This window comes from Streptomyces sp. NPDC002588 (assembly GCF_040295925.1).
Lineage (GTDB): Bacteria > Actinomycetota > Actinomycetes > Streptomycetales > Streptomycetaceae > Streptomyces.
Genome location: NZ_JBEOWF010000028.1, coordinates 14,440 through 41,056, shown reverse-complemented (window position 1 = coordinate 41,056; position 26,617 = coordinate 14,440). Strand labels below are relative to the sequence as shown.

Annotated in this window: 24 protein-coding genes; 19 read left to right on the top strand and 5 right to left on the bottom strand. The window is 71.9% G+C overall.

What is annotated here, in order from left to right:
- Positions 1-106 precede the first annotated feature (106 nt).
- A complete protein-coding gene (locus ABT057_RS29155; RefSeq protein ID WP_352346590.1) occupies positions 107-781 on the bottom strand; it encodes a GDSL-type esterase/lipase family protein in 675 nt (224 codons plus the stop codon).
- A 100-nt stretch (positions 782-881) separates the two neighbouring features.
- On the opposite strand from ABT057_RS29155, the gene ABT057_RS29150 reads away from it, so the two are divergent.
- The 4 genes from ABT057_RS29150 (at position 882) to ABT057_RS29135 (ending at position 5,186) form a co-directional block, all read left to right on the top strand.
- Entirely contained in the window at positions 882-1,883 is a 1,002-nt protein-coding gene (locus ABT057_RS29150) for a WD40 repeat domain-containing protein (protein ID WP_352346589.1), read from the top strand.
- Positions 1,884-2,036: 153 nt separating this feature from the next.
- Complete coding sequence (locus tag ABT057_RS29145) at positions 2,037-2,585, top strand: hypothetical protein (protein ID WP_352346588.1); 549 nt, start codon at positions 2,037-2,039, stop codon at positions 2,583-2,585.
- A gap of 116 nt (positions 2,586-2,701) precedes the next feature.
- The gene (locus tag ABT057_RS29140) at positions 2,702-4,207 is read left to right on the top strand and encodes a cellulase family glycosylhydrolase (protein ID WP_352346587.1); all 1,506 of its coding nucleotides are present in this window, start codon (positions 2,702-2,704) and stop codon (positions 4,205-4,207) included.
- Positions 4,208-4,394: 187 nt separating this feature from the next.
- On the top strand, positions 4,395-5,186 hold the full coding sequence (locus tag ABT057_RS29135) for a dienelactone hydrolase family protein (RefSeq protein ID WP_352346586.1): 792 nt from the start codon (positions 4,395-4,397) through the stop codon (positions 5,184-5,186).
- Positions 5,187-5,221: 35 nt separating this feature from the next.
- On the opposite strand, the gene ABT057_RS29130 is transcribed toward ABT057_RS29135, so the two are convergent.
- Entirely contained in the window at positions 5,222-5,782 is a 561-nt protein-coding gene (locus ABT057_RS29130; protein WP_352346585.1) for an isochorismatase family protein, read from the bottom strand.
- An 80-nt stretch (positions 5,783-5,862) separates the two neighbouring features.
- Positions 5,863-6,351, bottom strand: a complete 489-nt coding sequence (locus ABT057_RS29125; protein ID WP_352346584.1) for a hypothetical protein — start codon at positions 6,349-6,351, stop codon at positions 5,863-5,865.
- Between the two features lie 225 nt (positions 6,352-6,576).
- Between ABT057_RS29125 and gcvH the strand changes: the two genes are divergently transcribed.
- The gene (gene gcvH / locus ABT057_RS29120) at positions 6,577-6,963 is read left to right on the top strand and encodes a glycine cleavage system protein GcvH (RefSeq protein WP_352346583.1); all 387 of its coding nucleotides are present in this window, start codon (positions 6,577-6,579) and stop codon (positions 6,961-6,963) included.
- 58 nt (positions 6,964-7,021) lie between these two features.
- Here the strand turns inward: gcvH and serC are convergent, their stop codons facing one another.
- Positions 7,022-8,140, bottom strand: coding sequence for a phosphoserine transaminase (serC, locus tag ABT057_RS29115; RefSeq protein ID WP_352346582.1), 1,119 nt, complete (start codon positions 8,138-8,140; stop codon positions 7,022-7,024).
- 108 nt (positions 8,141-8,248) lie between these two features.
- On the opposite strand from serC, the gene ABT057_RS29110 reads away from it, so the two are divergent.
- The 4 genes from ABT057_RS29110 to ABT057_RS29095 all read left to right on the top strand — a co-directional run bounded on the left by ABT057_RS29110 (position 8,249) and on the right by ABT057_RS29095 (position 14,622).
- Positions 8,249-11,116, top strand: a complete 2,868-nt coding sequence (locus ABT057_RS29110; RefSeq protein WP_352346581.1) for an FAD-binding and (Fe-S)-binding domain-containing protein — start codon at positions 8,249-8,251, stop codon at positions 11,114-11,116.
- Positions 11,117-11,273: 157 nt separating this feature from the next.
- Positions 11,274-11,399 (top strand): hypothetical protein, encoded by a 126-nt coding sequence (locus ABT057_RS29105; protein WP_352346580.1) that lies wholly within the window; start codon positions 11,274-11,276, stop codon positions 11,397-11,399.
- 99 nt (positions 11,400-11,498) lie between these two features.
- Positions 11,499-13,601 carry an ABC transporter ATP-binding protein gene (locus tag ABT057_RS29100; RefSeq protein ID WP_352346579.1) on the top strand — a complete coding sequence of 701 codons (2,103 nt, stop codon included), beginning with the start codon at positions 11,499-11,501 and terminating at the stop codon, positions 13,599-13,601.
- A 109-nt stretch (positions 13,602-13,710) separates the two neighbouring features.
- Positions 13,711-14,622: an EamA family transporter gene (locus ABT057_RS29095; protein WP_352346578.1), complete on the top strand. Its 912-nt coding sequence runs from the start codon at positions 13,711-13,713 to the stop codon at positions 14,620-14,622.
- 6 nt (positions 14,623-14,628) lie between these two features.
- Here ABT057_RS29095 and ABT057_RS29090 read toward each other — a convergent pair whose 3' ends face one another.
- A complete protein-coding gene (locus tag ABT057_RS29090) occupies positions 14,629-15,336 on the bottom strand; it encodes a PH domain-containing protein (protein ID WP_352346577.1) in 708 nt (235 codons plus the stop codon).
- 115 nt (positions 15,337-15,451) lie between these two features.
- Here ABT057_RS29090 and ABT057_RS29085 point away from each other — a divergent pair, with 115 nt between their 5' ends.
- The 10 genes from ABT057_RS29085 (at position 15,452) to ABT057_RS29040 (ending at position 26,611) form a co-directional block, all read left to right on the top strand.
- Positions 15,452-15,895 carry a hypothetical protein gene (locus ABT057_RS29085; protein ID WP_352346576.1) on the top strand — a complete coding sequence of 148 codons (444 nt, stop codon included), beginning with the start codon at positions 15,452-15,454 and terminating at the stop codon, positions 15,893-15,895.
- 82 nt (positions 15,896-15,977) lie between these two features.
- Positions 15,978-16,772 carry a TIGR03084 family metal-binding protein gene (locus tag ABT057_RS29080; RefSeq protein WP_352346575.1) on the top strand — a complete coding sequence of 265 codons (795 nt, stop codon included), beginning with the start codon at positions 15,978-15,980 and terminating at the stop codon, positions 16,770-16,772.
- Positions 16,769-18,445, top strand: a complete 1,677-nt coding sequence (locus ABT057_RS29075) for an acyclic terpene utilization AtuA family protein (RefSeq protein WP_352346574.1) — start codon at positions 16,769-16,771, stop codon at positions 18,443-18,445. The genes ABT057_RS29080 and ABT057_RS29075 overlap by 4 nt, the downstream gene beginning before the upstream one ends.
- A complete protein-coding gene (locus tag ABT057_RS29070) occupies positions 18,442-20,040 on the top strand; it encodes an acyl-CoA carboxylase subunit beta (RefSeq protein ID WP_352346573.1) in 1,599 nt (532 codons plus the stop codon). Before ABT057_RS29075 ends, ABT057_RS29070 begins: the two co-directional genes overlap by 4 nt.
- A 5-nt stretch (positions 20,041-20,045) precedes the next feature.
- Positions 20,046-21,887 (top strand): ATP-binding protein, encoded by a 1,842-nt coding sequence (locus ABT057_RS29065; protein WP_352346572.1) that lies wholly within the window; start codon positions 20,046-20,048, stop codon positions 21,885-21,887.
- Positions 21,888-21,983: 96 nt separating this feature from the next.
- Entirely contained in the window at positions 21,984-23,108 is a 1,125-nt protein-coding gene (locus tag ABT057_RS29060; RefSeq protein ID WP_352346571.1) for an acyl-CoA dehydrogenase family protein, read from the top strand.
- Between the two features lie 20 nt (positions 23,109-23,128).
- Positions 23,129-24,697: a 4-coumarate--CoA ligase family protein gene (locus ABT057_RS29055; RefSeq protein ID WP_352346570.1), complete on the top strand. Its 1,569-nt coding sequence runs from the start codon at positions 23,129-23,131 to the stop codon at positions 24,695-24,697.
- Positions 24,694-25,431, top strand: a complete 738-nt coding sequence (locus tag ABT057_RS29050) for an enoyl-CoA hydratase family protein (protein WP_352346569.1) — start codon at positions 24,694-24,696, stop codon at positions 25,429-25,431. Before ABT057_RS29055 ends, ABT057_RS29050 begins: the two co-directional genes overlap by 4 nt.
- The gene (locus tag ABT057_RS29045; protein ID WP_352346568.1) at positions 25,419-26,069 is read left to right on the top strand and encodes a TetR/AcrR family transcriptional regulator; all 651 of its coding nucleotides are present in this window, start codon (positions 25,419-25,421) and stop codon (positions 26,067-26,069) included. Before ABT057_RS29050 ends, ABT057_RS29045 begins: the two co-directional genes overlap by 13 nt.
- Complete coding sequence (locus ABT057_RS29040) at positions 26,069-26,611, top strand: hypothetical protein (protein WP_352346567.1); 543 nt, start codon at positions 26,069-26,071, stop codon at positions 26,609-26,611. The genes ABT057_RS29045 and ABT057_RS29040 overlap by 1 nt, the downstream gene beginning before the upstream one ends.
- Positions 26,612-26,617 lie beyond the last annotated feature (6 nt).

The window sequence follows — 26,617 nt, the reverse complement described above, 5'->3', positions numbered from 1 at the left end:
CCCCGGCGGCCTCATGGACCAGTGCCGCCGCGCAGTACAACGATAGGCACGGTCACCAGGACACGTGGCGGCGCGCATATGCCGGCAGGGCCGGCCCCGGCCCCGATCAGCCGGCGTACTCCCCGCCCAGCCCCCACGCCTGGTGCATCGCCCCCGCGAAGGCCCCCGCCAGTTTGTGTTCGCCGGTCTCGTTCGGGTGGGTGCCGTCGTAGGTGTCGGTGTGGATGTCCCAGGTGTCCGGGACCGAGGCCATGAGGATCGGGGAGGCGCTGTCGTCCAGGTCGGCCGCCGTCTTCGCGAGGAGTTCGTTGAAGGCGGTGACCTGGGCGGCGAACGGCTCGTCGTTCGCGGCACGGATGTTGGGGATCACCGGGAGGAGGACGAGGTGGATCCGGGGGGCGGCCGCGCGGGCCTCGGCGACGAAGGCGCGGGTGTTGTCCGCCGTCTGCTCGGCGTTCGTGTAGAAGCCCAGGTCGATCAGGCCGAGGGAGACGAGCAGCACGTCCGCCCGGGACCGGCGCACCGCCTCGCCGATCAGCGGGACCATGTGCTGCCAGCCCTCGCCCCAGCCGGCCAGATGGGCGCGGGGGAAGCCGGGTTCGGCGTACGCGTACGACGTGGGGGCGTCCGCGGCCTTGTCGTAGAGCGTCTCGCGCGGGCCGACCAGGGTGAAGGGGCCGCTGTACGTCTCGCACAGATGGCGCCACATGCGGTACCGCCAAGTGTGTTCGCCCGAGCTGCCGATCGTCATCGAGTCGCCTACGGGCATGAACCTGAGCATCCGCTCATGATGCGGGATCCGGAGTGGATCACAGGTCCCGGGGGCGTGTGAGACGGGCCACGGCCGCCGAACGGCTGAGCGGGATGGCAGGCTTGGGGACATGCGCCGACCCTTCGCCACCCGAGCCGGAGCCCTCCTCGCCGCGACCCTCCTCGCGGGCGCCTTCGCCGTGCCCGCCTCCGCCGCCGACGGCAAGGGCGACCAGGGGTTCACCATCGAGGATCCGCGCATCACCGAGTCGAGCGGGCTCGCCGCCTCCCGCCAGCACCCCGGTGTCTACTGGACCCACAACGACAGCGACGACGGCCCCTACCTCTACGCGGTCGACAGCGCCACCGGGAAGACGGTCGCCCGGCTCACCCTCACCGGCATCGGCTCCCCGCGCGACGTCGAGGCCGTCTCGATCGGGCCCGACAACCAGATCTACGTCGGCGACATCGGCGACAACCTCGGCGGCACCTGGGCGTACGTCTGGATCTACAAGCTGCCCGAGCCGAAGAAGCTCGTCGACGCGACCGTCCGGGCCACGCAGTACGTCGTGACGTACTCGGACGGTGCCCGCGACGCCGAGTCGCTCGTGGTGCACCCGAAGACCGGCCGTGTCTACATCATCGACAAGAACGAGGACGGGGGCCATCTCTACGAAGGCCCGGCGACCCTGTCCACCAAGGGCAAGAACGTCTTCAAGCCGGTCGCGCCCGTCGACCTGTGGGCCACCGACGCCGCCTTCTCCCCGGACGGCACCCAGCTCGCCGTCCGCGGCTACTTCGGCGGCCTCTCCTACGACTGGAACGACGGTGCCATCAAGCGCAAGGGGCGCCTCGACGTGCCCCTGCAACGGCAGGGGGAGTCCCTCAGCTACTCCGCCGACGGCAGCAAGCTGATGTACGGCAGTGAGGGCTCGTCGAGTTCGGTGGTGGCGGAGGACGCCCCCGACGGCGGGTCCGCCAAGTCGCCCTCGTCGGAGGGCGGTTCGGGGGGCTCGGGTTCCGACGCCTCCGGGACCTCGGCGGCCACCAGTGGCGTCAAGCTCGGCGCGCTCGTGGTCGCCGCCCTCGCCGCCGCCGTCTTCGGCTTCCGACGGCTGCTGCGCCGCGGCTGAGCTCCGCCCGGTGACGGGCCGTGCGGTGAGGGCGTGTCACCCGTCCGCCCCGTCCCGCGCGCGGTCGGTCCTGCCACCCGGCAGGCTGTCGGTGTCTCGCGGGACGGGGGCGGACTCGGACCCGTGGTCCCGCTCTCACCGATGGGAGACCCGATGCGCGGTCATGCCATACGCGCCGCAAGGAAGCTCTGCCTGTTCGTCGCCGCCCTGGGGCTGACCGCCCCTCTGGCTCTCGCGACCGCCCAGCCGGCCCAGGCGGCCCCGATCCTGCAGTACCGCACCGTCGACCTGCCGCTGAGCGGTGACCTCACCGGTGCCACGGAGCAGATCCATCTCACCGGCCACATCGGCCTCACCGTCTTCACCTGGACGGATCCGAGCGGTGGCGGCACGGCCCACATCATCAGCCGGCTGCACGACACCACCGGAGTGGGCCGGACGAGCGGCGGCACCTACCGCTTCGTCGGTGCCGGCCACGACGCGGTCTCCTATCCGCCGGACCCGGTCGCGCCGCTGACCGTGTTCCCGACGTTTCTCCAGATCAGCCCGTTCTTCCCGCCCGGCCCGATCGTCCCGCCGAACCCGATCGTCCCGCCGAACCCGATCCGGCCCGTGCGGGTGAGCGTGAGTGTCACGGGAGCCGGGGGGATCGGCGACATCAGCGCCACGGTGTCCGACCTCGGGGGAATCGACAACCCCTGACCCGTTCGTCTGCCGTATGTCTTGACGCGGTCATGCAGTGTCGCTTCTCTGGGGGTGTGGTGTATGGGAGCGCTCCCATCTGTTCCGGCCCCGCGCCCCCGAGAGGAAGCAACGAGATGTTCCGCAGCCTGCGCAGAACGCTGTGTGCCCTGACCGTCGCACTCCTGCTGCCGCTGGCCGGCGCCCGGACCGCCGACGCGGCGGAGGCCGGTGGCGGCTACTGGCACACCAGCGGCCGCCAGATCCTCGACGCCGCCGGGCAGCCGGTCCGGATCGCCGGTGTCAACTGGTTCGGCTTCGAGACCGGCAACTACGTCGTCCACGGCCTCTGGTCCCGCGACTACAAGAGCATGATCGACCAGATGAAGTCGCTGGGCTACAACACGATCCGCATCCCGTACAGCGACGACATCTTCAAGAGCGCGACCGTCCCCAACAGCATCGACTTCAGCGGCGGCAAGAACGCCGACCTGCAAGGCCTCGGCTCACTGGGTGTGCTGGACAAGATCGTCTCGTACGCCGGTCAGGACGGCCTCAAGGTCATTCTCGACCGGCACCGCCCGGACGCCGGCGGTCAGTCCGCGCTCTGGTACACCTCGGCCGTCCCCGAGTCGACCTGGATCGCCAACCTCAGGTCCCTGGCCGCCCGTTACCTCGGCCAGGACACCGTCGTCGGCATCGATCTGCACAACGAGCCGCACGACCCCGCCTGCTGGGGCTGCGGGGACACCGCGACGGACTGGCGGCTGGCCGCCCAGCGGGCCGGCAACGCGGTGCTGTCCGTCAACCCGGACCTGCTGATCTTCGTCGAGGGCGTGCAGACCTTCAACGGCGTCTCCGGCTGGTGGGGCGGCAACCTGATGGGCGTGGCCCAGTACCCGGTCCAGCTGAACGTGGCGAACCGGGTCGTGTACTCCGCCCACGACTACGCCACCAGCGTCGCCCAGCAGAGCTGGTTCAGCGATCCGACGTTCCCCGCCAACATGCCGGGGATCTGGGACAAGTACTGGGGCTACATCTTCAAGCAGAACCTCGCACCGGTGTGGGTGGGCGAGTTCGGTACGACGCTCGCCTCGACGGTGGACCAGAAGTGGCTGGCCGCCCTGGTGACCTACCTCCGCCCGACCTCCGCCTACGGCGCCGACTCCTTCCACTGGACCTTCTGGTCCTGGAACCCCAACTCCGGTGACACCGGCGGGATCCTGAAGGACGACTGGGTGACCGTGGACACCGTGAAGGACGGGTACCTGGCGAGCGTCAAGGCGCCGGGCTTTCCCGGCACGGGCAGTGGCGGCGGAGGCGGCGGAGGCGGCGGGACCACGGCCTCCTGCTCCGCCGCCTACACGACCACCAGCGACTGGGGCAGCGGCTTCAACGCCGATGTGAAGGTGACCAACACCGGGACGACCCCGGTCACTTCCTGGAAGGTGACGTGGACCTGGACCGGCGCCCAGCAGGTGACGAGTATGTGGAACGCGTCGTACACCCAGAGCGGGGCGAGTGTGACGGCCGTGAACGCCGCGCACAACGGAGCGGTGGCGGCGGGCGGTTCGGCGAGCTTCGGCTTCGGTGCGGCGCCGGGCGGTGCGGGCGTGCCGAATGTGAGCTGTACGGCGGCGTGACGAAAAGGGTTGGGTGGGGTGACGCCCGGGCTGTTAGCTTGCGGGGGATCGTGACGACGTGCGAGGAGGTGAGACCCGTGACCGCTGGATCCACATGGGTGCTCCCCGCCTCTTCACGGTCGGGCGACTGACGTACGCGTCGCCGGGAGCGCCTCGACAACAAGGCCCTTCCGAAAGGCAACACCCCATGCAATCTGTGCATTTCACCGCGGAGACGTCTTCGAACGGCGTCGTCGAACGCGACTTCACGGTCGGCGAGATCCCCGGCACGCTCTGGTCGCCCGCAACCGCAAACGCAACCGGTTCATCCGGCTCCCGCTTCGATCGCGCACCCCTGGTGCTGATGGGTCACGGTGGCGGCACGCACAAGAAGTGGCCGGCCATGACGGGGCGTGCGCGCCTCCTCGTGACCGGCTGCGGGTTCCACGTCGCCTGCATCGACGCGCCCGGCCACGGCGACCGGCCGCGTACGGCGCACGACGAGCAGGAGATCGCCGCGCTGTACCGGGCGAGGGAGGCGGGCGAGCCGGAAGGCCCGATCGTCGTCCGGTACAACGCCCACCTCGCGGAGCGCGCCGTACCGGAGTGGCAGGCGACCCTGGACGCTCTCCAGGAATTGCCGGAGATCGGCGCCGGAGGGCCGGTCGGCTACTTCGGTCTGAACATGGCCACCGCGATCGGGGTGCCGTTGACGGCGGTCGAACCCCGGATCACCGCCGCGGTCTTCGGTCTCCACTGGCCCGACGCCCTGGCGGAGACGGCGAAGCGGATCACCGTCCCCGTCGAGTTCATGCTCCAGTGGGACGACGAGCACATCCCGCGGGCGTCCGGCCTGGCGTTGTTCGACGCCTTCGCCTCGAAGGAGAAGACACTGCACGCGAACACGGGCAGGCACAAGGAACTGCCCCGCTTCGAGGCCGACGGCGCGGTCCGGTTCTTCGCCCGGCATCTCGGCCGGGCGGTCACGGCTTCGGCCTGATCCGGCCCGACCTGGCGGGTGGGCGGGCGCCGGCTTCAGTTCGTGCCGCTGAAGTCGGCGTCCCGCGTGGTGACCGTCCCCGCCGTTCTCCCCGGTGCCGTCTGCCACGACCAGTACAGGTTGGTGTGGGCGATGACCTGGTCCGGCGGGGGCGCTCCCCAGGACGTGGTGTCCTCGGTGGTGTGGGCGTCGGCGACCAGCATCGTGTCGTAGCCCCTGACCAGCGCGCCGTGCAGGGTCGAGCGGATGCACATGTCGGTGGACGCGCCGACGACGAAGAGCCGTCCGACGCCGAGGTCCGACAGGACGGCCGCCAGGACGGTGTCCTCGAAGGAGTCGCCGTGGTTCTTGTGGACGAGTGGTTCGGCGGCGTCCGGCTTCAGCTCGGGGACGAGCTGCCAGGCGTCGCTGCCCGTCGGGAGCCCCTCGTCGGCGTGCTGGACCCAGATGACGGGTGCTCCCTCCCGTCGGGCTCGCTCGACCAGGGTGGCCACGTTGCCCACGACCGCGTCGCGGGCGTGGGCGCCGTCCACGACGCCGTTCTGCACGTCGACGACCAGCAGTGCGGTGTGCGGGCGGTTCTCGAGTGTGGTCACGGTTTCGTCCTCTCGCTGTCGGATTCCGTCCCCGCCAACGTAGGCCCGGCCACTGACAACGGGCCGCCCCCGCGCACGGGTCAGCCTCCCCGTACCGGCTTGATCTGGTGGGTGCGGCGTTCGCCGGCGGTGAGCATGCTGACGCCGTTGTGGTTGCGGCCGACGACGTAGAGGACGGGGACGGCCACGAGGGCGACGGCGATCGTGATGACGCTGACGGGGAAGAGGACCGGGAGCGACTCGCCCTCGGGCAGGGTCTGCCCGCCCTCGTGGACCGCGTAGCCGAAGGCGGCGAGGAAGAGCACCGTGCACACCGCCGCGAGGACGAGGAGCACGGTCATGACCTGGCGCGTGCGGGCCTCGTCGCGGACTTCGGCCCGCAGGGAGGTGCCGCAGACCGGGCAGGTCAGCTCCACGGTGTGCCGGCCCGACTTCGGGCGGCGCACCCGGTACAGGCTGTCGCGGAAGGTGATCGTGCGGGTCCTCGGCTGGACGAGGCCGCCGGTGACCTTGTCGCTGAGGATGTGCCGCACCGCCACCTGAACCGTGCCGGGTATCGGTCTGTTCATGCCCCGCCGTCCCCTCGTGAGCCGATTGACCACAGTGTGGGCGGGGGACGCGGCGGGGCTCAACTGGCCGCAGAAACCTTTGCCTTGAGCATGCTTTCCGGCCATCCGGCCGAGTGTCACTCACATGGTTGACCGGCATGCCCGAAATACACGGCTCCGGGTGTCACAGCCAGCAGGCTGTCCCTGCATCGCAACCCGTGCATTCCGACGGCCCCTGGAGCTGACATGTCCCACGTGCCCGCTGATCTCAAGTACACCGACGAACACGAATGGATCCGCACCGAGTCCGGCGGTGTCGCGGCCGTCGGCATCACCCACCACGCCCAGAAGTCGCTGGGCGACATCGTCTTCTTCGAACTGCCGGAGGTCGGCAGGAAGGTCGAGGCGGGCGACGGCGTCGGGACCGTGGAGTCGGTCAAGGCGGTGTCCGAGATCTTCAGCCCCCTCGACGGTGAGATCGTCGAGGTCAACCAGGACGTCGTCGAGGACCCGGAGGGGGTCAACTCCGAGCCCTACGACGCCTGGCTCTTCAAGATCAAGCCCAGTTCCGGGGCGTCGTCCAACGGGCTGCTCGACGCCAGGGCCTACGAGAACCTCATCGGCGGAGAGTGAGACCCCGAGGGGCGCCCGGTGACCCACCGGGCGCCCCTCGGCGTCGTACGAAGAACCGCTACAGCTTCTCGATCACATAGTCGATGCACTGGGTCAGCGCCTCGACGTCCGCCGGGTCGATCGCCGGGAACATCGCGACGCGCAGCTGGTTGCGGCCGAGCTTGCGGTAGGGCTCGGTGTCGACGACACCGTTCGCGCGCAGCACCTTGGCGACGGCGGCGGCGTCGATCTCGTCCGAGAAGTCGATCGTGCCGATGACCTGGGAACGCCTGGCCGGGTCGGTGACGAACGGGGTGGCGTGCTTCGACTCCTCCGCCCAGGTGTAGAGGCGGGTCGAGGAGTCCTTCGTGCGGGCCGTGGACCAGGCGAGACCGCCCTGGCCGTTGATCCACTTCAGCTGCTGGTCGAGCAGGAAGAGCGTGGCCAGCGCCGGGGTGTTGTACGTCTGGTTCTTGCGCGAGTTGTCGATCGCCGTGGGGAGCGAGAAGAACTCCGGGATGTGGCGGCCGGACGCGTGGACGCGCTCCGCGCGCTCGATCGCGGCCGGCGAGAAGACGCCGATCCACAGGCCGCCGTCGGAGGCGAAGGACTTCTGCGGGGCGAAGTAGTAGACGTCCGTCTCGGCGATGTCGACCGGGAGGCCGCCGGCGCCGGACGTGGCGTCCACCAGGACCAGGGACCCGGAGTCCGCGCCCGCCACGCGCTTCAGCGGAGCCGCGACGCCCGTCGACGTCTCGTTGTGCGTGAAGGCGTACACGTCGACGCCTGCCTCGGCCTGCGGCTCGGGGTGCGTGCCCGGCTCGGAGGAGATCACGGTGGGCTCGGCGAGCCAGGGCGCGAGCTTCGCGGCCTTGGCGAACTTCGACGAGAACTCGCCGAACGTGAGGTGCTGCGACCTGCTCTCGATCAGGCCGTGGGTCGCGATGTCCCAGAAGGCGGTGGAGCCGCCGTTGCCGAGGATCACCTCGTAGCCCTCGGGGAGGGAGAACAGCTCGGAGATGCCCTCGCGCACCTGGCCGACCAGGTTCTTGACCGGGGCCTGGCGGTGGGAGGTGCCCAGCAAGGAGGCACCGGTCGCGGCCAGCGCGTCCAGCGCTTCCGTCCGCACCTTGGAGGGGCCCGCGCCGAATCGACCGTCGGCGGGCTTGATGTCAGCGGGAATCCGGATCTCAGCCACGACAGGGAGGGTAGCCGGTGGAGGAAACCTCGGCGAAACCTCGTCCGTCGGGTGAGACGGCGTTTTCGGTGGGTGGGCTGGTTCCGCGCGGGCTGATTTGCTGGAGGTATGCCGGATCTCGAAGGTGAGCTGCGCAAGGCCGTCCGGGGCGATGTCGGCTTCGACGTCACCTCCCGCGCGCTGATGACCATGGACGCCTCCAACTACCGCCGCGTCCCCCTGGGCGTCGTCGCCCCGCGGGACGCCGACGACGTGGCGGCCGTGCTGGAGGTGTGCCGGTCGCACGGTGTGCCGGTCGTCGCCCGCGGCGGGGGCACGTCGATCGCCGGGCAGGCGACGGGCGTCGGCGTGGTACTGGACTTCACCCGGCACATGAACCGGGTGCTGGCCCTGGACCCGGAGGCACGGACGGCCGTCGTGCAGCCGGGGCTCGTCCTCGACCGGCTCCAGGAGGCCGCCGCGCCGCACGGTCTGCGCTTCGGCCCCGACCCGTCCACGCACAGCCGCTGCACGCTCGGCGGGATGATCGGCAACAACTCCTGCGGCTCGCACTCGGTGGCCTGGGGCACGACCGCGGACAGTGTGCGCGAGGTCGAGGTCCTCACCGCGCGGGGTCGGCGGACGCGGCTCGCACAGGGCTGGACCGGGGCCCCGGACGGGCTGCGGGACCTGGTGGAGGGGAACCTCGCGCGGCTGCGGACCGGCTTCCCCGAGCTGCCCCGCCGTATCTCGGGCTACGCCCTGGACGCGCTGCTGCCGGAGAAGGGCGTCGACGTCGCCCGTTCCCTCTGCGGCTCCGAGGGCACGCTCGCGGTGCTGACGGAGGCGGTCGTCCGGCTGGTCGAGTCCCCACGCGCGCGTGCGCTCGCCGTGCTCGGATACGCCGACGAGCCGGCCGCGGCGGAGGCGGCCGCCGGGCTGCTGCCGCACCGGCCGCTGACGGTCGAGGGCATGGCGGCCGACCTGGTGCCGTCGCCGGCCGCGCTGCCCAGGGGCGGGGCCTGGCTGTTCGTGGAGACGGGCGGTGACACGGAGGGCGAGGCACGCGCGCGTGCGGAGGCGATCGTGCGGGCGGCGGACGCCGTGGACGCGGCCGTGGTCACGGAGGAGGGCGCGCAGCGCGCGCTGTGGCGCGTCCGCGAGGACGCCAGCGGTACGGCGACCCGGATGCCCGACGGCAGCGAGGCCTGGCCCGGCTGGGAGGACTGCGCGGTGCCCCCGGCCCGCCTCGGGGCCTACCTGCGCGACTTCCGTGCCCTGCTCGCCTCCCACGCGCTGCGCGGCACCCCTTACGGCCACTTCGGCGACGGCTGCATCCACGTCCGTATCGACTTCGACCTGCTGACCGCGCCGGGCGTCGCCCGCTTCCGCCGTTTCTCGGAGGACCTGGCCGGACTGGTCGTCGCCCACGGCGGCTCCCTGTCCGGGGAGCACGGCGACGGGCAGGCCCGGGCCGAGCTGCTGCCGAAGATGTACGGCACGGAGACGGTCGCGCTCTTCGAGCGGGCGAAGGCGCTGTGGGACCCCGACGACCTCCTCAACCCCGGCATGCTGGTCCGCCCCGCCCCGCTGGACGCGAACCTCCGCTTCTCCGTCCTGCCCCGCGAACCCGTCCCGGTGGCCTTCGGCTACCCGTCCGACGGCGGTGACTTCTCCGCGGCCGTCCGCCGCTGCGTGGGCGTCGCGAAGTGCCGTACGACAACGGCGCAGGCATCCGGGTCCGCCGTGATGTGCCCCTCGTTCCGTGCGACGGGCGACGAACGGCACTCCACGCGCGGGCGTGCCCGGCTGCTGCACGAGATGCTCGCGGGCGAGGTGGTGACCGACGGCTGGCGGTCGCAGGAGGTGCGGGAGGCGCTGGACCTGTGTCTGTCCTGCAAGGGCTGCCGCTCCGACTGCCCGGTCGGCGTCGACATGGCCACGTACAAGGCGGAGTTCCTGCACCACCACTACGCGGGCCGCCGCCGCCCCGCCGCCCACTACGCGATGGGCCGGCTGCCGCGGTGGCTGCGCTGGGCTTCCCGCACGCGCGCGACGGCACTCCTCAACGCCCTCGCCCGGGTGGGCCCCTTGGCCCGGGTGGCGAAACGGGCGGCCGGGATCGATCCGCGGCGACGGATCCCCGTGCTGGCGGGGGAGACGTTCAGCAGGTGGTGGAGGAGGCGGGGTCCCGCGGACGCGGCGGCCGGCGACCTCGTCGTGCTGTGGCCCGACACGTTCACCGAGCATCTGTCGCCCTCCGTCGGCCGGGCGGCCGTCCGGGTCCTGGAGGCGGCCGGGCTGCGGGTGGCGCTGCCGCCGACCCTGCGGATGCGCGGACGCCCGGTCGGCGACGGCCGTACACGGTTCGCGGCCGCGCTGCTGACGGCCGCCCGCCGCGACCGGGTCTGCTGCGGTCTGACGTACGTCTCCACCGGCCAGTTGGACCACGCGCGCGTGGTGCTGCGGCGGACCCTCGACCTGATGGAGCCGGTGCTCGGGACGACGGCACCCGTGGTCGTGCTGGAGCCCAGCTGTGCCGCCGCCCTGCGGACGGACCTCCCGGAACTGCTGCCCGACGACCCGCGCGCCGCCCGTCTCGCCGCCCGGGTGCTCACGTTCGCGGAGGTGCTTCAGCGCCACGCCCCCGACTGGACGCCGCCCCGCGTGGACCGTCCGGCCGTCGGCCAGACCCACTGTCACCAGCACGCGGTCCTGGGGGACACGGCCGACCGCCGGCTGCGCGAGGCGGCCGGGCTCACCGGCGAACTGAGCGGTGGCTGCTGCGGACTGGCGGGCGACTTCGGCTTCGGGAAGGGCCACTTCGAGGTGTCGGAGGCCTGTGCGGAGGAACAGCTCCTGCCCGCCGTACGCGACGCGCCCGCGCACGCGGTCGTCCTCGCGGACGGCTTCTCCTGTCGGACCCAGCTGGAGCAGTTGGCCGGCGTGCGGGGCCGTCATCTCGCGGAGGTACTGGCCGACCGGTTCCTCAAGTAACTGCCAGCTTTTCCAAAGGTATTCACAGCGCTCCTTTGCTCATTTTGCCGTTCGCGGAGATGAGAGGCGTGTAAGTTTCTCGATGTCGGGAGCCGGACGCGGAAGCCCGAAACCATGGAATTACCGAAGGTACAGCGCACCCCCCCAAGGAGTCGGAATGAGCTTCAAGAAGCTGGCCCCGCTGCCCTCCAAGTCCAAGAACAAGCAGCTCCCGCCGCCGCCGCAGCCGAAGCCGAAGAAGAAGCACAAGCCGCAGCCGCCGCTGCCCGGCAGGGACGCCTGAGTCCGTCAGAAGAACTGAAAAGGGGTCGATGGTGCACCGTCGGCCCCTTCGCCATTGAAAAGAGGCAATTCGGCGGGAAGGTGAAAGGTGAGCTGTTGAATGGATGCGGAAGATGAGGATCTCGAATACGAAACCCCCGAAACGCCCACCATTCCCGCCCGTACCGCGTTCCGCCGTTTCTGGCCGCTGACCAAGGGCCTCAGAAAGTGGCTGCTGATCGTGTGGGTGTGCACGATCCTCGCCGCGCTCGCCGAGACCGAGGCGATCCTGCTGTTCGGCGACCTCACCGACAACGCCCTCAGCGAGGGGTCGCTCGGCGCGTTCTGGGCGCCCGCCGCGAAGTGGCTGGCCGTCGCCGTCGTCGGCGCGGCCGTGGCCTACGCAGGCAACTCCCTGGCCGCCTGGGCCACCGAACGCTTCGTGATGCGGCTGCGCGAGCATGTCTTCGACCACGTCCAGCAGTTGCCGCCGCACTTCTTCCAACGCCACCGCCAGGGCGATCTGTTGTCCCGGCTGACGAGTGACGTCGAGGCGATCGAGACGCTGGTGGTGTCGGGCCTGGTCGGCGCGGCCTCCGCCGCCTTCTCCGCGCTCTTCTACGCGGCCGCCGCCTTCTGGCTGCGCTGGGACCTGGCCGCCGCCACCTTCGTCCTCGCCCCCCTCTTCTGGCTGGCGGCCCGCCGTTTCTCCGGCTCCATCAAGGACGTCTCGCGCGAGGGCCGGGTCGCCGACGGTGCGATCACCTCGGTCGTCGAGGAGTCGCTCGGCAACATCGTCCTCACCCAGGCCTACGACCGGCGGGACGCCGAGCGCCGGCGGCTCGGCGAGGAGGCGAACGCCTGGTTCCGCGCGTCCGTGCGTTCCACCCGGCTGAACGAGGCCTACGAGCAGCTCGTGCAGGTCATCGAGACCGTGTGCGTGCTCGCGGTGATCGGCATCGGCGCCTGGGAGATCTCCACCGGCCGGATGACCCTGGGCCAGTTGCTCGCGTTCGCCGCCTTCCTCGGCTACCTCTACCCGCCCGTCCGTGGCCTCGCGCAGCTCGGTCTCACCGTCACCGCGGCCACGGCGGGTGCCGAACGGCTCATCGAGATCCTCGACGTACGGCCGTCGGTCAGCGATCCGAGGCGCGGCGCCGAAGCGGGCCGCCCGGACGGCACGATCGAGGTCAGGGACGTCTCCTTCCGCTACCCCGGCGCGGACCGCACGGCCCTGGACGGGCTGAGCTTCGCCGTGCACCCCGGCGAGCTGGTGATCATCACCGGGCCGAGCGGCGCGGGCAAGTCCACCGTCTCCAAGCTCCTGCTCCGCTTCTACGACCCCGACACCGGCGACGTCCTCCTGGACGGCACCCCGGTGCGCGACTTCCCGCTGGCCCGGCTGCGGGAGTACGTGACGCTGCTTCCGCAGGAGACCCTCGTCCTGCACGACAGCGTCCGCGCCAACATCGCCTGCGGGCGGCCCGGAGCCAGTGACCAGGCGATCGAGGAGGCGGCGCGGGCGGCCGACGCGCACGAGTTCGTCACGCGGCTGCCCGAGGGGTACGACACGAAGATCGACCCCGGCTCGGCCCGGTTGTCCGGCGGTCAGCTCCAGCGGCTCGCGATCGCCCGCGCGATCCTGCGCGACGCTCCCGTCCTGGTGCTGGACGAGCCGACGACCGGCCTGGACGCGTTGGCCGCCCGCCGGGTGGTCAAGCCGCTGCGCCGGCTGATGGCCGGCCGCACCACCATCATGATCACCCATGACCTCAACCTCGCCCCCGACGCCGACCGCATCCTGGTGGTGGACGGCGGCCGGATCGTGGAGACGGGACGCCACGAGGAGCTGCTCGCGCGCGGCGGGGCGTACGCGCGGCTGCACCGCTCGCAGAACAACGCGGTGATGGACACGGGCGAACTGCGTCTGCCGCTGTTCGCGCAGCAGCCGGTAGCGGCCGCCGTCGCACCCGATCCCGCGTACAGCCATGCGTACGGGTACGACCATGCGTGCGACCACGCGTACGCGTACAGCCACACCTACGGCCACGCCTACGACCAGGGCCACGCCTACGACCAGGGGCACGCCTACGACCAGGGGCAGGCTCACTGGCCCCAGCCGGTGTTCGACCCGTACGACCCCTACGCCGCCGCCCCGCTCCTCACCGAGCTGCCCGACGGCCGCCCCCTGTTCCGCGAAGAGGAGCCCTGGCCCGGCATCTGAACGTCTCACGGCGCGAGACAGCGGCATAAACGGTTTACGCACCTGACGTAGTCCACTACCGTGGACTCGACAGTGCACCGCGATGAACACATGAGCCCCTGGACCGCCCGTGACCGCCACCTCAGCCGTCTCCGTCACCCCTGTCGGCACCCCACACCGCCGGGGCTCCCTCGGCCCCGTCGGGCTGGTGCTCGCGGGTGGCGTCTCCGTCCAGTTCGGCGGCGCGCTCGCGGTGACCCTGATGCCCAGGGCGGGCGCGCTGGGCGTCGTGGCGCTGCGGCTCGCCGTGGCGGCTCTGGTGCTACTGGCCGTCTGCCGCCCCCGGCTGCGCGGCCACTCCCGTACCGACTGGGTCACGGTGATCGTCTTCGGCGCCGTCCTGGCCTCGATGAACGGCCTCTTCTACCAGTCCGTCGACCGCATCCCCCTCGGCCCGGCGGTCACCCTCGAAGTCCTCGGCCCCCTCGCGCTGTCGGTGGCGGCCTCCCGTCGGGCGGTCAACCTGCTCTGGGCCGGGCTCGCCCTCGCCGGAGTCTTCCTGCTCGGCGGCGGGGGTTTCGGCGACCTGGACCCGGTGGGCGTCGCCTTCGCGCTGGGCGCGGGGGCGATGTGGGCGGCGTACATCGTGTTCAGCGCCCGCACGGGCCGCCGTTTCCCCCAGGCCGACGGGCTCGCCCTGGCGATGGCGGTGGGCGCCCTGCTCTTCCTCCCGCTGGGCCTCGCCGAGTCGGGCACGAAGCTCCTCGACCCGGTGACGCTGGGCCTCGGCGCCTCGGTCGCCCTCCTCTCCTCCGTCCTGCCCTACACCCTCGAACTCCTCGCGCTGCGCCGCCTGCCCGCCCCCACCTTCGCCATCCTGATGAGCCTGGAGCCGGCGATCGCCTCGGCGGCGGGCTTCCTGCTCCTGGGCCAGACCCTGTCCCTGGTGGAGGCGGCGGCGATCGCCCTGGTCATCGGCGCGAGCATGGGCGCGGTGCGGACCCAGGTGCGGCAGAGCAGGGCACCCGTACCGGAGGCGTGAAGGGAATCAGGCGGGATCCGGGGCACGCCGGGCTGCGAGGGCCTCGCCGACGCGGTCCAGGACGAGGAAGAAGACGGCCAGGCAGAGCAGCGGGACGCACGCGATCAGCAGGAACGGGTTCTCGGGCCGGTCGGTGAAGAACAGCCAGCCGTCGAGGGTGAACATGGCCACCAGGACGACCAGGGCGGCGAGACCGGCCCGCCGGCCCGCGGTGCGCCGGCGTGTGCCGCGCTGGATCCGCTCCTCCACCTCGGGCCGCGTCCGCAGGGACGTCAGCCCGAGTTCCAGGGCGGTGTCGCACAGGTCGGCGAGCTCGGCCACCGGGTCGTCCAGCTGGAGCTCGTCGAAGTGGTGCAGGCGGACCCGGCGTCCGTCGGTGGCGTAGAGATACGCGGGCCAGTGGGGGCTGCCCCGTCTGCTGTTCTCGACCCGGATGCCGTAGATGTCGGCCCAGGCCCAGGTGCGGGTGCGCAGCGGCCCCCGCACGGTGATCCCGGCGGCGGTGACGGTCGTACGCGCGCGCCACTGCTCCAGCGCCACCCGGGCGGCGAGGCCCAGCCAGGCCACCAGGACCAGCGCGTCCCACCTCATCGGCCCCAACTTCACGGAGTCCAGCACCTTGAGGGCGGCCACCACCACCGCGGCCGCCAGGGTGACATACGTCGCCGGTACAGCCCGCCGTCTGCGGTACTCCCGCTCGATTCCGCGGTTCATCGGACCCCCGTTTCCCGATGCCCTCGCCATGGCCTTACTGGCCGTGAGGGCTGATGGATGGTACTCCCGGCACTTGTGCGCGGCCATTGTCAGTGGGTGAAGGCAGCATGGGCGCATGGGAAACCTCTACGACTACTTCGGCGCTCCCGACGACGCCACGGCGCTCGCCGCCCATCTGCGGGGCGGCCCGGAGGAAGCCGGTCTGCCGACCCTCTTCGTCAAGGGCATCGACCCCTGTGCCGAGCTGGGCCGGGCTCAGAGCCTGCTCACGGGCCTGCCGTACGACGACGTGGTGAAACTTCCCCGGTTCGGCACCCTCCTCGGCGATCCGGACGGGGAGACCAGGTGGCTGGTGACCCTGGCCGACGAACTGCGCGACGCCCTCGCGGCGGCGACGCCGGAGCGGCTGCGGGCGACTGCGGAGCCCTGGTCCCGCATCGAGGAGTTCGGGACCGGCGCGGACCCGGAGCACCTGGCCGGCTTCCTCACCGGCCTTGCCGCACTGGCCGGTCCGGCCCGGGCCGAGGGGCATCGCCTGTACTGCACCATCTCCCTGTGACGGACGGCTCCGGAAGGGGAGTCCCGCAGATTAATGCAAGCATGCTTGCTTGTTTCCTGCTCCCCCTGCCATGCTCCACCCCATGGCCGACCCGACCCCCGTGCTCGACGACCTGCACGCCGAGAGCGAAGAACTGGACCTGCTCGTAGCGGAGTTGAGCAGGGAGCAGTGGACGCTCCCGACTCCCGCGCCCGGCTGGACCCTCGCCCACCAGATCGCGCACCTCGCCTGGACCGACCACTCCTCCCTGCTGGCCGTGACCGACCAGGCCGCGTTCGCCCGCCAACTGGAAGAGGCGCTGGCCGAGCCCGGGGACTACGTGGACAACGGCGCGGAGGAAGGCGCCGGGAAGCCGCCCGCGGAACTGCTCGCGGACTGGCGGGCCGGGCGCGAGGCCCTGGAGGAGGCGCTGCGCGCGGCGCCCGCCGGAGCGCGTTTCCCCTGGTACGGCCCGCCCATGTCGACCGCGTCCATGGCCACCGCCCGCCTCATGGAGACCTGGGCCCACGGACTGGACGTGGCCGAGGCCCTCGGCGTCACCCCGGCCCCCACCGACCGGCTGCGGCACATCGTCCGCCTCGGCGTCCGCACCCGCGACTACGCCTTCGGCCTGAACGGACAGCCCCCGCCGTTCGAGGAGTTCCGCGTGGAACTCACCAGCCCCTCCGGCGAGCTGTGGACGTACGGCCCCGAGGACGCCGACGACCGGGTCACCGGCCCCGCCCTCGACTTCTGCCGCCTCGTCACCCGGCGCGCCCATCGCGCCGACCTCGCCCTGGACGCCGTGGGAGCGGACGCCGACCGCTGGCTCGACCTCGCGCAGGCCTTCGCCGGGCCGCCCGGAGCGGGACGCCCGCCGAAGGGGGACGGCCCGTGACCGCCCTGCGGATAGGCAACGCCTCCGGCTTCTACGGCGACCGCTCCGACGCGATGCGCGAGATGCTCACCGGCGGCGAACTCGACGTCCTCACCGGCGACTACCTTGCCGAACTCACCATGCTGATCCTCGGCCGGGACCGGCTGAAGGACCCGTCCGCCGGATACGCCCGCACCTTCCTCGGGCAGCTGGAGGAGTGTCTCGGACTCGCCCACGACCGGGGCGTCCGGATCGTCACCAACGCCGGCGGCCTGAATCCGGCCGGACTCGCCGACGCCGTACGGAGGGCGGCGGACCGGCTCGGCATCCCGGTGCGCGTCGCGCACGTCGAGGGCGACGACCTCACCGCGCGCTTCCCCGGCAGCCTCACCGCGCACGCCTACCTCGGCGGGTTCGGGATCGCCGCCTGTCTGCGGGAGGGCGCCGACGTCGTCGTCACCGGCCGGGTGACCGACGCGGCACTGGTCACCGGCCCCGCCGCCGCCCACTTCGGCTGGGCGCCGACGGACCACGACCGGCTCGCGGGGGCCGTCGTCGCCGGACACGTCCTGGAGTGCGGCGCGCAGGCCACCGGCGGCAACTACGCCTTCTTCCGGGCGGGGGACGTGCGCCGCCCCGGCTTCCCGCTCGCCGAACTCCACGAGGACGGCAGCAGTGTGATCACCAAACACCCCGGCACCGGCGGCTTCGTCGACGTCGGCACGGTCACCGCGCAGCTGCTGTACGAGACGGGAGGCGCCCGGTACGCCGGCCCCGACGTCACCGCCCGGCTGGACACCGTCCGCCTCGCCCAGGACGGTCCCGACCGGGTGCGGATCACCGGGGTCCGGGGGGAGGCCCCGCCGCCCACCCTCAAGGTCGGCCGCAGCCGCCTCGGCGGCCATCGCAACGAAGTCGTGTTCGTCCTCACCGGGCTCGACATCGAGGCCAAAGCGGCACTCGTGCGCGAGCAGATGGCCGACGCCCTCGCCAAGTCACCCCCACGAGAGGCGCGTTGGGAGCTGGTGCGGACCGACCGACCCGACGCCGACACCGAGGAGACCGCGAGCGCACTGCTCCGGCTCGTCGTCCGCGACCCCGAACAGGCCGTCGTCGGGCGGGCGTTGAGCGGCGCCGCGGTGGAACTGGCGCTGGCCAGCTACCCCGGCTTCCATGTCCTCGCCCCACCCGGCAAGGGCTCCCCGTACGGCGTCTTCGAAGCCGCGTACGTCCCACAGGACGAGGTCGGGCACGCGGCCGTCCTCGACGACGGCCGCCGGATCCCCGTCCCCCCGGCCGCCGACACCCTCGCACTCGACGACGTGCCGCCGCCCGCGCTCCCCGAGCCGCTGCCGGACGGCCCCGCACGGCGGGCGCCGCTGGGGCTCGTGGCCGGCGCCCGAAGCGGGGACAAGGGCGGGGACGCCAACGTCGGGGTGTGGGTGCGGACCCCGGAGGCTTGGCGGTGGCTCGCCCACACGCTGACCGTCGACCGCTTCCGCGAACTGCTCCCGGAGAGCCGCGAGCTGCCCGTCACCCGGCACGTGCTGCCCGGCCTGCGCGCCCTGAACTTCGTCGTCGAGGGCGTCCTCGGCGCCGGCGTCGCCTCGCAGGCCCGCTTCGACCCGCAGGCCAAGGCCCTCGGCGAATGGCTGCGCTCCCGTCACCTGGACATCCCGGAGGCACTGCTGTGACCGTCCTGTCGTCGGCGCTCGACCCCCACGGCACCGACCACCGCGCGCACCGCGAGGCCATGCTCGCCAAACTGGACGAGCTGACCGCCGAACACGCCAAGGCACTCGCCGGGGGCGGCGAGAAGTACGTCGCCCGGCACCGCGCGCGCGGCAAGCTCCTCGCCCGCGAGCGCATCGAACTCCTCCTCGACCCGGACACGCCCTTCCTGGAACTGTCGCCGCTGGCCGCCTGGGGCAGCGAGTACACGGTCGGCGCGTCGCTGGTCACCGGTATCGGGGTCGTCGAAGGCGTCGAGTGCCTGATCACGGCCAACGACCCGACCGTGCGCGGCGGCGCCAGCAACCCGTGGTCCCTGAAGAAGGCCCTGCGGGCGAACGACATCGCCCTCGCCAACCGGCTGCCCCTGATCAGCCTCGTCGAGTCGGGCGGCGCCGACCTGCCGTCCCAGAAGGAGATCTTCATCCCGGGCGGGGCCGTCTTCCGCGACCTGACCCGGCTGTCCGCCGCCGGCATCCCGACCGTCGCCGTGGTCTTCGGCAACTCGACGGCCGGCGGCGCCTACATCCCCGGCATGTCCGACCACGTGATCATGGTCAAGGAGCGGGCCAAGGTGTTCCTCGGCGGGCCGCCCCTGGTCAAGATGGCCACCGGGGAGGAGAGCGACGACGAGTCGCTCGGCGGCGCCGAGATGCACGCGCGCGTGTCGGGGCTCGCCGACCACTTCGCCGTCGACGAGCGCGACGCCCTGCGCCAGGCCCGGCGGGTGGTGGCCCGGCTCAACCACCGCAAGGCGTACGACGACCCGGGCCCGGCCGAGCCGCCCAAGTACGACCCCGACGAACTGCTCGGCATCGTCCCGGGCGACCTCAAGATCCCCTTCGACCCGCGCGAGGTGATCGCCCGGATCGTCGACGGCTCCGACTTCGACGAGTTCAAGCCCCTCTACGGCAGCAGCCTGGCCACCGGCTGGGCGTCCCTGCACGGCTATCCCGTCGGCATCCTGGCCAACGCCCAAGGAGTGCTCTTCAGCGCGGAGTCCCAGAAGGCCGCCCAGTTCATCCAGCTCGCCAACCAGCGCGACATCCCGCTGCTCTTCCTGCACAACACCACCGGGTACATGGTCGGCAAGGAGTACGAGCAGGGCGGCATCATCAAACACGGCGCGATGATGATCAACGCGGTGAGCAACAGCCGCGTGCCGCACCTGTCCGTCCTGATGGGCGCCTCCTACGGCGCCGGCCACTACGGCATGTGCGGGCGCGCCTACGACCCCCGCTTCCTGTTCGCCTGGCCCAGCGCCAAGTCGGCCGTGATGGGCCCCCAGCAGCTCGCCGGCGTCCTGTCGATCGTCGCCCGGCAGTCCGCCCTCGCCAAGGGGCAGCCCTACGACGAGGAAGCGGACGCCGGCCTGCGGGCCATGGTCGAGGCGCAGATCGAGTCCGAGTCCCTGCCGATGTTCCTGTCCGGGCGGCTGTACGACGACGGCGTCATCGACCCGCGCGACACCCGCACCGTCCTCGGCCTGTGCCTGTCCGCCATCCACACGGCGCCGTACGAGGGCGCGCGCGGTGGCTTCGGCGTCTTCCGGATGTGAGGGTCATGATCAATTCGATTCTGGTGGCGAACCGCGGCGAGATCGCCTGCCGTATCTTCCGCACCTGCGGTGAGTTGGGCATCCGGACGGTCGCCGTGCACTCGGACGCCGACGAGAACGCCCTCCACACGCGCGTGGCCGACACCGCCGTACGGCTCCCGGGCGCGACCCCCGCGGACACCTATCTCCGCGGCGACCTGGTGGTGAAGGCCGCCGTCGACGCGGGCGCGGACGCCGTGCACCCCGGCTACGGCTTCCTCTCCGAGAACGCCGACTTCGCGCGGGCCGTCCTCGACGCCGGGCTCGTCTGGATCGGGCCGCCGCCCGAGGCGATCGAGGCCATGGCGTCCAAGACCCGCGCGAAGACGCTGATGGGGCTGGTGCCGATGGGAGAGGTCGGCGAGTCGGACCTCCCGGTGCTGGTGAAGGCGGCGGCGGGCGGCGGCGGGCGGGGCATGCGCGTCGTACGCCGCCTGACGGACCTGGACGCCGCCCTGGAGGGCGCCCGCGCCGAGGCCGCGAGCGCCTTCGGCGACGGCGAGGTCTTCGTCGAGCCCTACCTGGAGAACGGCCGCCACGTCGAGGTCCAGATCCTCGCCGACACCCACGGCACGGTATGGACGCTGGGCACCCGCGACTGCTCCCTCCAGCGCCGCCACCAGAAGGTCATCGAGGAGGCCCCGGCGCCCGGTCTGTCCGCGCCACTGGAGGAGCAACTGCGGCGGCTGGCCGTACGCGCCGCGCGCGCCGTCTCCTACGCCGGCGCGGGCACCGTCGAGTTCCTGGTCGCCGACGGCCGCGCGCACTTCCTGGAGATGAACACCCGCCTCCAGGTCGAACACCCCGTCACGGAGGCCGTCTTCGGCCTCGACCTGGTGGCCGAACAGATCCGCGTCGCCGAGGGCGCCGCCCTGGCCCCCGAGCCGCCACCCGCGCGCGGCCACGCGATCGAGGCCCGCCTCTACGCCGAGGACCCGGCGACCGGCTGGACCCCGCAGACCGGCACCCTGCACCGCCTGTCCACCCCCGCAGGCGTCCGCCTGGACACGGGCTACGGCGACGGCGACGGCATCGGCGTCCACTACGACCCCATGCTCGCCAAGGTCGTCGCGCACGCCCCCACGCGCGCGGAGGCCGTCCGCAAGCTCGCCGGCGCCCTCGAACGCACCGTCCTGCACGGCCCGGTCACCAACCGCGACCTCCTGGTCCGCTCGCTGCGGCACGAGGAGTTCACCGCCGCCCGCATGGACACCGGCTTCTACGACAGGAACCTCGGGGAGCTGACCACCCCGGCGCACGACCCGCACGCCCCCCTGGCCGCCGCACTCGCCGAAGCGCGCACCGGCTCCCGCTTCGGCGGCTGGCGCAACCTGCCGTCCCAGCCGCAGACGAAGCGGTACGCCATGGGAGGCGAGGAGATCGAGGTCGGCTACCGGCACGGACGCGAGGGCCTCACGGCCGACGGCGTCCAGGTCGTCCACGCCGACCCCGCCCTGGTCGTCCTGGAGATCGACGGCGTACGGCGCCGCTTCGAGATCGCCCGCTACGGCGACCGCGTCCACGTCGGCACCACCACCCTCACCGCCCTGCCCCGCTTCCCGGCCCCCGAGACCCGGCACGCCGCCGGCTCCCTGCTGGCCCCCATGCCGGGAACGGTCGTCAAGCTCGCGGACGGTCTCATCACCGGATCGAGTGTCCAGGCGGGAGAACCGCTGATGTGGCTCGAAGCGATGAAGATGCAACACGTCATTTCGGCTCCGGTGACGGGGACGGTGACGGCATTGCAGGTGACGACGGGCCGGCAGGTGCAGGTCGGCACTCTGCTGGCGGTAGTGCAGGAGTCCTAGGGCCCTTGGGCCCCAGGGGCACGGGGCCGCATCGATGTGCGGCTCCGCCACCTGAGCTCGACCAGCCACATACAACCCGAAGCCAAAGGAGCCACAGTGACGACCCTCATCGAATCCGACGAGCACAAGGCACTCCGCAAGGCGGTCTCATCCTTCGCTCGAAGCCACCCGCACGCCGAAGGCCTCTGGCAGGCCGCGGCCAAGCTCGGCTACATCGGCGTCAACCTGCCGGAGGCGTACGGCGGAGGCGGCGGCGGCATCACCGAACTCTCCCTCGTCCTCGAGGAACTCGGCGCCGCGGGCAACCCCCTCCTCATGATGATCGTCTCCCCGGCCATCTGCGGCACGGTGATCGCCCGCTTCGGCACGGACGCCCAGAAACAGGAGTGGCTCCCCGCCCTGGCCGACGGCACCCGCCTCATGGCCTTCGGCATCACCGAACCCGACGCCGGCTCCAACAGCCACCGCATCACGACGACAGCACGGAAAGACGGCACGGACTGGCTGCTCACCGGCCGCAAGGTCTTCATCTCGGGCGTCGACATGGCCGACGCGACCCTCGTCGTCGGGCGCACCGAGGACTCCCGGACCGGCCGTCTCAAACCCTGCCTGTTCATCGTCCCGCGCGACGCCCCCGGCTTCTCCCGCCGCCGCATCGACATGGAACTGCACGGCGCGGAGAAGCAGTTCGAACTGTTCCTGGACGACGTGCGGCTGCCGGCCGAAGCCCTCGTCGGCGAGGAGGACGCGGGCCTGCTGCAACTGTTCGCCGGTCTGAACCCCGAGCGCATCATGACCGCCGCGTTCGCGATCGGAATGGGGCGTCACGCCCTGTCCCGGGCCGTCGAGTACGCCCGCGACCGCACCGTCTGGAACACCCCGATCGGCGCCCACCAGGCCATCGCACACCCCCTCGCCCAGGCGCACATCGACCTCGAACTGGCCCGCCTGATGATGCAGAAGGCGGCCCACCTGTACGACGCGGGGGACGACACCGGCGCGGGCGAGGCCGCCAACATGGCGAAGTACGCGGCGGGGGAGGCCTGTGTGAAGGCCGTCGACCAGGCCGTGCACACCCTCGGCGGCAACGGCCTCACGCGCGAGTTCGGCCTCGCCCGGCTGATAACGGCGTCCCGTGTGGCTCGTATCGCCCCGGTGAGCCGGGAGATGATTCTCAACTACGTCTCCCACCAGACCCTGGGCCTGCCCAAGTCGTACTAGGCCGCCGCCTTGGAGGAACCATGTTCCGCAGCGAGTACGCAGACGTCCCGCCGGTAGAACTCCCCATCCACGACGCGGTGCTGGGCCGGGCCGCCGAATACGGCGACACCCCCGCACTGATCGACGGCACGGACGGCACGACCCTCACCTACGAACAGCTCGACCGTTTCCACCGGCGGGTCGCCGCCGCCCTCGCCGAGGCCGGCGTTCGCAAGGGTGACGTGCTGGCCCTGCACAGCCCCAACACCGTCGCCTTCCCGATCGCCTTCTACGCGGCCACCCGCGCGGGCGCCTCCGTCACCACCGTGCACCCGCTCGCCACCGCCGAGGAGTTCGCCAAGCAGCTCGGCGACGCGAAGGCCCGCTGGATCGTCACCGTCTCACCCTTTCTGCAGACCGCCCGCCGGGCCGCCGAACTCGTCGGCGGCGTCGAGGAGATCTTCGTCTGCGACAGCGCGCCCGGCCACCGTTCACTGATCGACATGCTCGCCTCGGCCGCCCCCGAGCCCCGGGTGCACATCGACCCCACCGAGGACGTCGCCGCACTGCCGTACTCCTCCGGCACCACAGGCACCCCCAAGGGCGTCATGCTCACCCACCGGCAGATCGCCACCAACCTCGCCCAGCTCGCCCCCGCGATCTCCTCCGCCCCCGGCGACCGCATCCTCGCCGTCCTGCCCTTCTTCCACATCTACGGCCTCACCGCCCTGATGAACGCGCCCCTGCGCCAGGGCGCCACCGTCGTCGTCCTGCCCCGCTTCGACCTGGAGACGTTCCTCGCGGCCATCCAGACCCACCGCATCACCGCCCTGTACGTCGCCCCGCCGATCGTCCTCGCCCTCGCCAAGCACCCCGCCGTCGTCCAGTACGACCTGTCGAGCCTCGAGTACGTCATCAGCGCCGCCGCACCCCTGGACGCCGACCTCGCCGCGGCCTGCGCCGACCGTCTCGGCCTCCCGCCCCTCGGCCAGGCCTACGGCATGACGGAACTCTCCCCGGGCACCCACGTCGTCCCCCTCGCCGCCATGCGCGACGCCCCCGCCGGGACCGTCGGCAGGCTCATCGCCGGCACCGAGATGCGGATCGTCTCCCTCGACGACCCCGGCAAGGACCTCGGGCCCGGACACGAAGGCGAGATCCTCATCCGCGGCCCCCAGATCATGAAGGGCTACCTGGGCCGCCCCGACGCCACCGCCGCCCTGATCGACACCGAAGGCTGGCTGCACACCGGCGACATCGGACGCGTCGACGAGGAGGGCTGGCTGTTCGTCGTCGACCGCGTCAAGGAACTCATCAAATACAAGGGCTTCCAGGTCGCCCCCGCCGAACTCGAGGCACTCCTGCTCACCCACCCCGGCATCGCGGACGCCGCCGTCATCGGCGCCCTCAACGACGAGGGCAACGAAGTACCGCACGCCTTCGTCGTCCGCCGGCCCACCGCCCCCGACCTCGCCGAGGGCGAGGTCGCGATGTACGTCGCCGAACGCGTCGCACCCTACAAACGCGTCCGCCGTGTCACCTTCATCGACGCCGTACCGCGAGCGGCCTCCGGGAAGATCCTCCGCCGGCAACTCAGGGAGACACCGTGACGGCACCCGTAGGCCGCACCCGCACCCGAGGCATCGAGACCCTGAGCCTCGATTCCACCGACACCCGCAACGCCCTCTCCTCGGCGCTCGTCGCCGCCCTCGCCGGCGCACTCACCGACTGCGCCAAGGACCCGGACGTCCGCGCAGTCGTCCTCACCCACACCGGAGGCACCTTCTGCGCGGGCGCCGACCTGCGCGACCCACCCGCCCCCGACGCCTTCGTCGGCCTCCTCCGGCAACTCGTGGAACTCCCCAAACCCGTCGTCGCCCGCGTCACCGGACACGTCCGCGCCGGCGGCCTCGGCCTGCTCGCCGCCTGCGACATCGCCGCCGCCTCCACCACCTCCACCTTCGCCTTCACAGAGGTCCGCATCGGCGTGGCCCCCGCGGTCATCTCCCTCCCTCTGCTCCCGCGCGCCGACCCCCGCGCCCTCTCCCGCTACTACCTCACCGGCGAGCGCTTCGACGCCCCCGAAGCCGTCCGGACCGGCCTGCTGACCGCGGCCGGCGACGACGTGGACGCCGTCCTCGCACCCGTCCTCGACGGACTGCGCAAAAGCGCCCCACACGGCCTGGCAGAGACGAAACGGCTGCTCACAGCTAGGGTGCTGGAGACATTCGACCGGGACGCGGCCGACCTCACCGCGCTCTCGGCCCGGCTGTTCTCCTCCGCACAGGCCCGCGAGGGCATGACGGCCTTCCTCGAACGACGGGATCCCCCATGGGTGGTGTGACCACGGTCGACGACCGCGACGACCGCGTCGAACGCGTTCCCAAACAGGACCGCAGCAGGGCCACCCGGCAGCGCCTCCTCGAATCCGCGGTGGCCTGCCTCGCCGACCGCGGCTGGGCGGGCTCCACCGTCTCCGTCGTCGCGGAACACGCGGGCGTCTCCCGCGGCGCCGCCCAACACCACTTCCCCACCCGCGAGGACCTGTTCACCGCCGCCGTCGAATACGTCGCCGAGGAACGCTCCACCGCACTGCGCACCCTGTTCCCCGAAGGAGCCGCCGAGCGCCAGGCCATCGTCGCCGCCCTCGTCGACCTCTACACCGGCCCCCTCTTCCGCGCCGCCCTCCACCTCTGGGTCGCCGCCTCCAACGAGGAGCAACTGCGCCCGCGCGTCACCGAACTGGAAGCCCGCGTCGGCCGCGAGACCCACCGCATAGCCGTCGAACTCCTCGGCGCCGACGAATCCGTCCAGGGCGTCCGCGAAACCGTCCAGGGCATGCTAGACATGGCCCGTGGCCTCGGCCTCGCCAACCTCCTCACCGACGATGCGGGGCGACGCGAACGGGTGGTGGCCCAATGGGCGGGGCTGCTCGACGCAAGTCTCGGCGGGAAACCGGAACCGGAAGAGAGGCGGCACTGATGGGGGACAGCTACCAGGTCATCGTCGACCTCGATGTGAACGAGGCCGAGGCACCCCGGCTCGCACAGCGGGTCGTCGACGGGCTCGTGGCCGAGGGCGTCGTCCTCGCCGAGCGCACCGATTTCTTACTGGGCGCCCACCCGCCCGGCCCGAACTGGCACCACGCCACGGCCGACGACCTGAAGCCCACCGACGGACTCGCCGTGCTCACCGGACGCGGGGTCTTCCCCAGCGGCGCGGGCGCCCCCGAACACGCCACATGCCCACGCTGCGCCACCCGCACCCCGCTGGACACCGAGGGCTGGGCACGCGTCAGCACCGCCATCGCCGCCTGGAGCGAGACCGGCACGGCCGAGCTCTCCTGCCCCACCTGCGCCGCCGCGACCCCCCTGCCCGACTGGACCTGGGACGACGCGCCCTTCACCTTCGGCCACCTCGGCCTGAAGTTCTGGAACTGGCCCGACCTCACCGAGGAGTTCAAGGCCCATCTGACCGGCCTCCTCGACGGCCACCGAACGGCGTACCTCTGGGGCAAACTCTGACCGTGC

Coding starts and splice junctions, on each gene's coding strand:
- ABT057_RS29145 (WP_352346588.1), top strand. CDS start 2,037: ATGCGCGGTCATGCCATACGCGCCGCAAGGAAGCTCTGCCTGTTCGTC.
- ABT057_RS29125 (WP_352346584.1), bottom strand. CDS start 6,351: ATGAACAGACCGATACCCGGCACGGTTCAGGTGGCGGTGCGGCACATC.
- ABT057_RS29150 (WP_352346589.1), top strand. CDS start 882: ATGCGCCGACCCTTCGCCACCCGAGCCGGAGCCCTCCTCGCCGCGACC.
- ABT057_RS29040 (WP_352346567.1), top strand. CDS start 26,069: ATGGGGGACAGCTACCAGGTCATCGTCGACCTCGATGTGAACGAGGCC.
- ABT057_RS29080 (WP_352346575.1), top strand. CDS start 15,978: ATGGCCGACCCGACCCCCGTGCTCGACGACCTGCACGCCGAGAGCGAA.
- ABT057_RS29135 (WP_352346586.1), top strand. CDS start 4,395: ATGCAATCTGTGCATTTCACCGCGGAGACGTCTTCGAACGGCGTCGTC.
- ABT057_RS29085 (WP_352346576.1), top strand. CDS start 15,452: ATGGGAAACCTCTACGACTACTTCGGCGCTCCCGACGACGCCACGGCG.
- ABT057_RS29055 (WP_352346570.1), top strand. CDS start 23,129: ATGTTCCGCAGCGAGTACGCAGACGTCCCGCCGGTAGAACTCCCCATC.
- ABT057_RS29155 (WP_352346590.1), bottom strand. CDS start 781: ATGCTCAGGTTCATGCCCGTAGGCGACTCGATGACGATCGGCAGCTCG.
- ABT057_RS29045 (WP_352346568.1), top strand. CDS start 25,419: ATGGGTGGTGTGACCACGGTCGACGACCGCGACGACCGCGTCGAACGC.
- ABT057_RS29100 (WP_352346579.1), top strand. CDS start 11,499: ATGGATGCGGAAGATGAGGATCTCGAATACGAAACCCCCGAAACGCCC.
- ABT057_RS29090 (WP_352346577.1), bottom strand. CDS start 15,336: ATGAACCGCGGAATCGAGCGGGAGTACCGCAGACGGCGGGCTGTACCG.
- ABT057_RS29105 (WP_352346580.1), top strand. CDS start 11,274: ATGAGCTTCAAGAAGCTGGCCCCGCTGCCCTCCAAGTCCAAGAACAAG.
- gcvH (WP_352346583.1), top strand. CDS start 6,577: ATGTCCCACGTGCCCGCTGATCTCAAGTACACCGACGAACACGAATGG.
- ABT057_RS29065 (WP_352346572.1), top strand. CDS start 20,046: ATGATCAATTCGATTCTGGTGGCGAACCGCGGCGAGATCGCCTGCCGT.
- ABT057_RS29110 (WP_352346581.1), top strand. CDS start 8,249: ATGCCGGATCTCGAAGGTGAGCTGCGCAAGGCCGTCCGGGGCGATGTC.
- ABT057_RS29140 (WP_352346587.1), top strand. CDS start 2,702: ATGTTCCGCAGCCTGCGCAGAACGCTGTGTGCCCTGACCGTCGCACTC.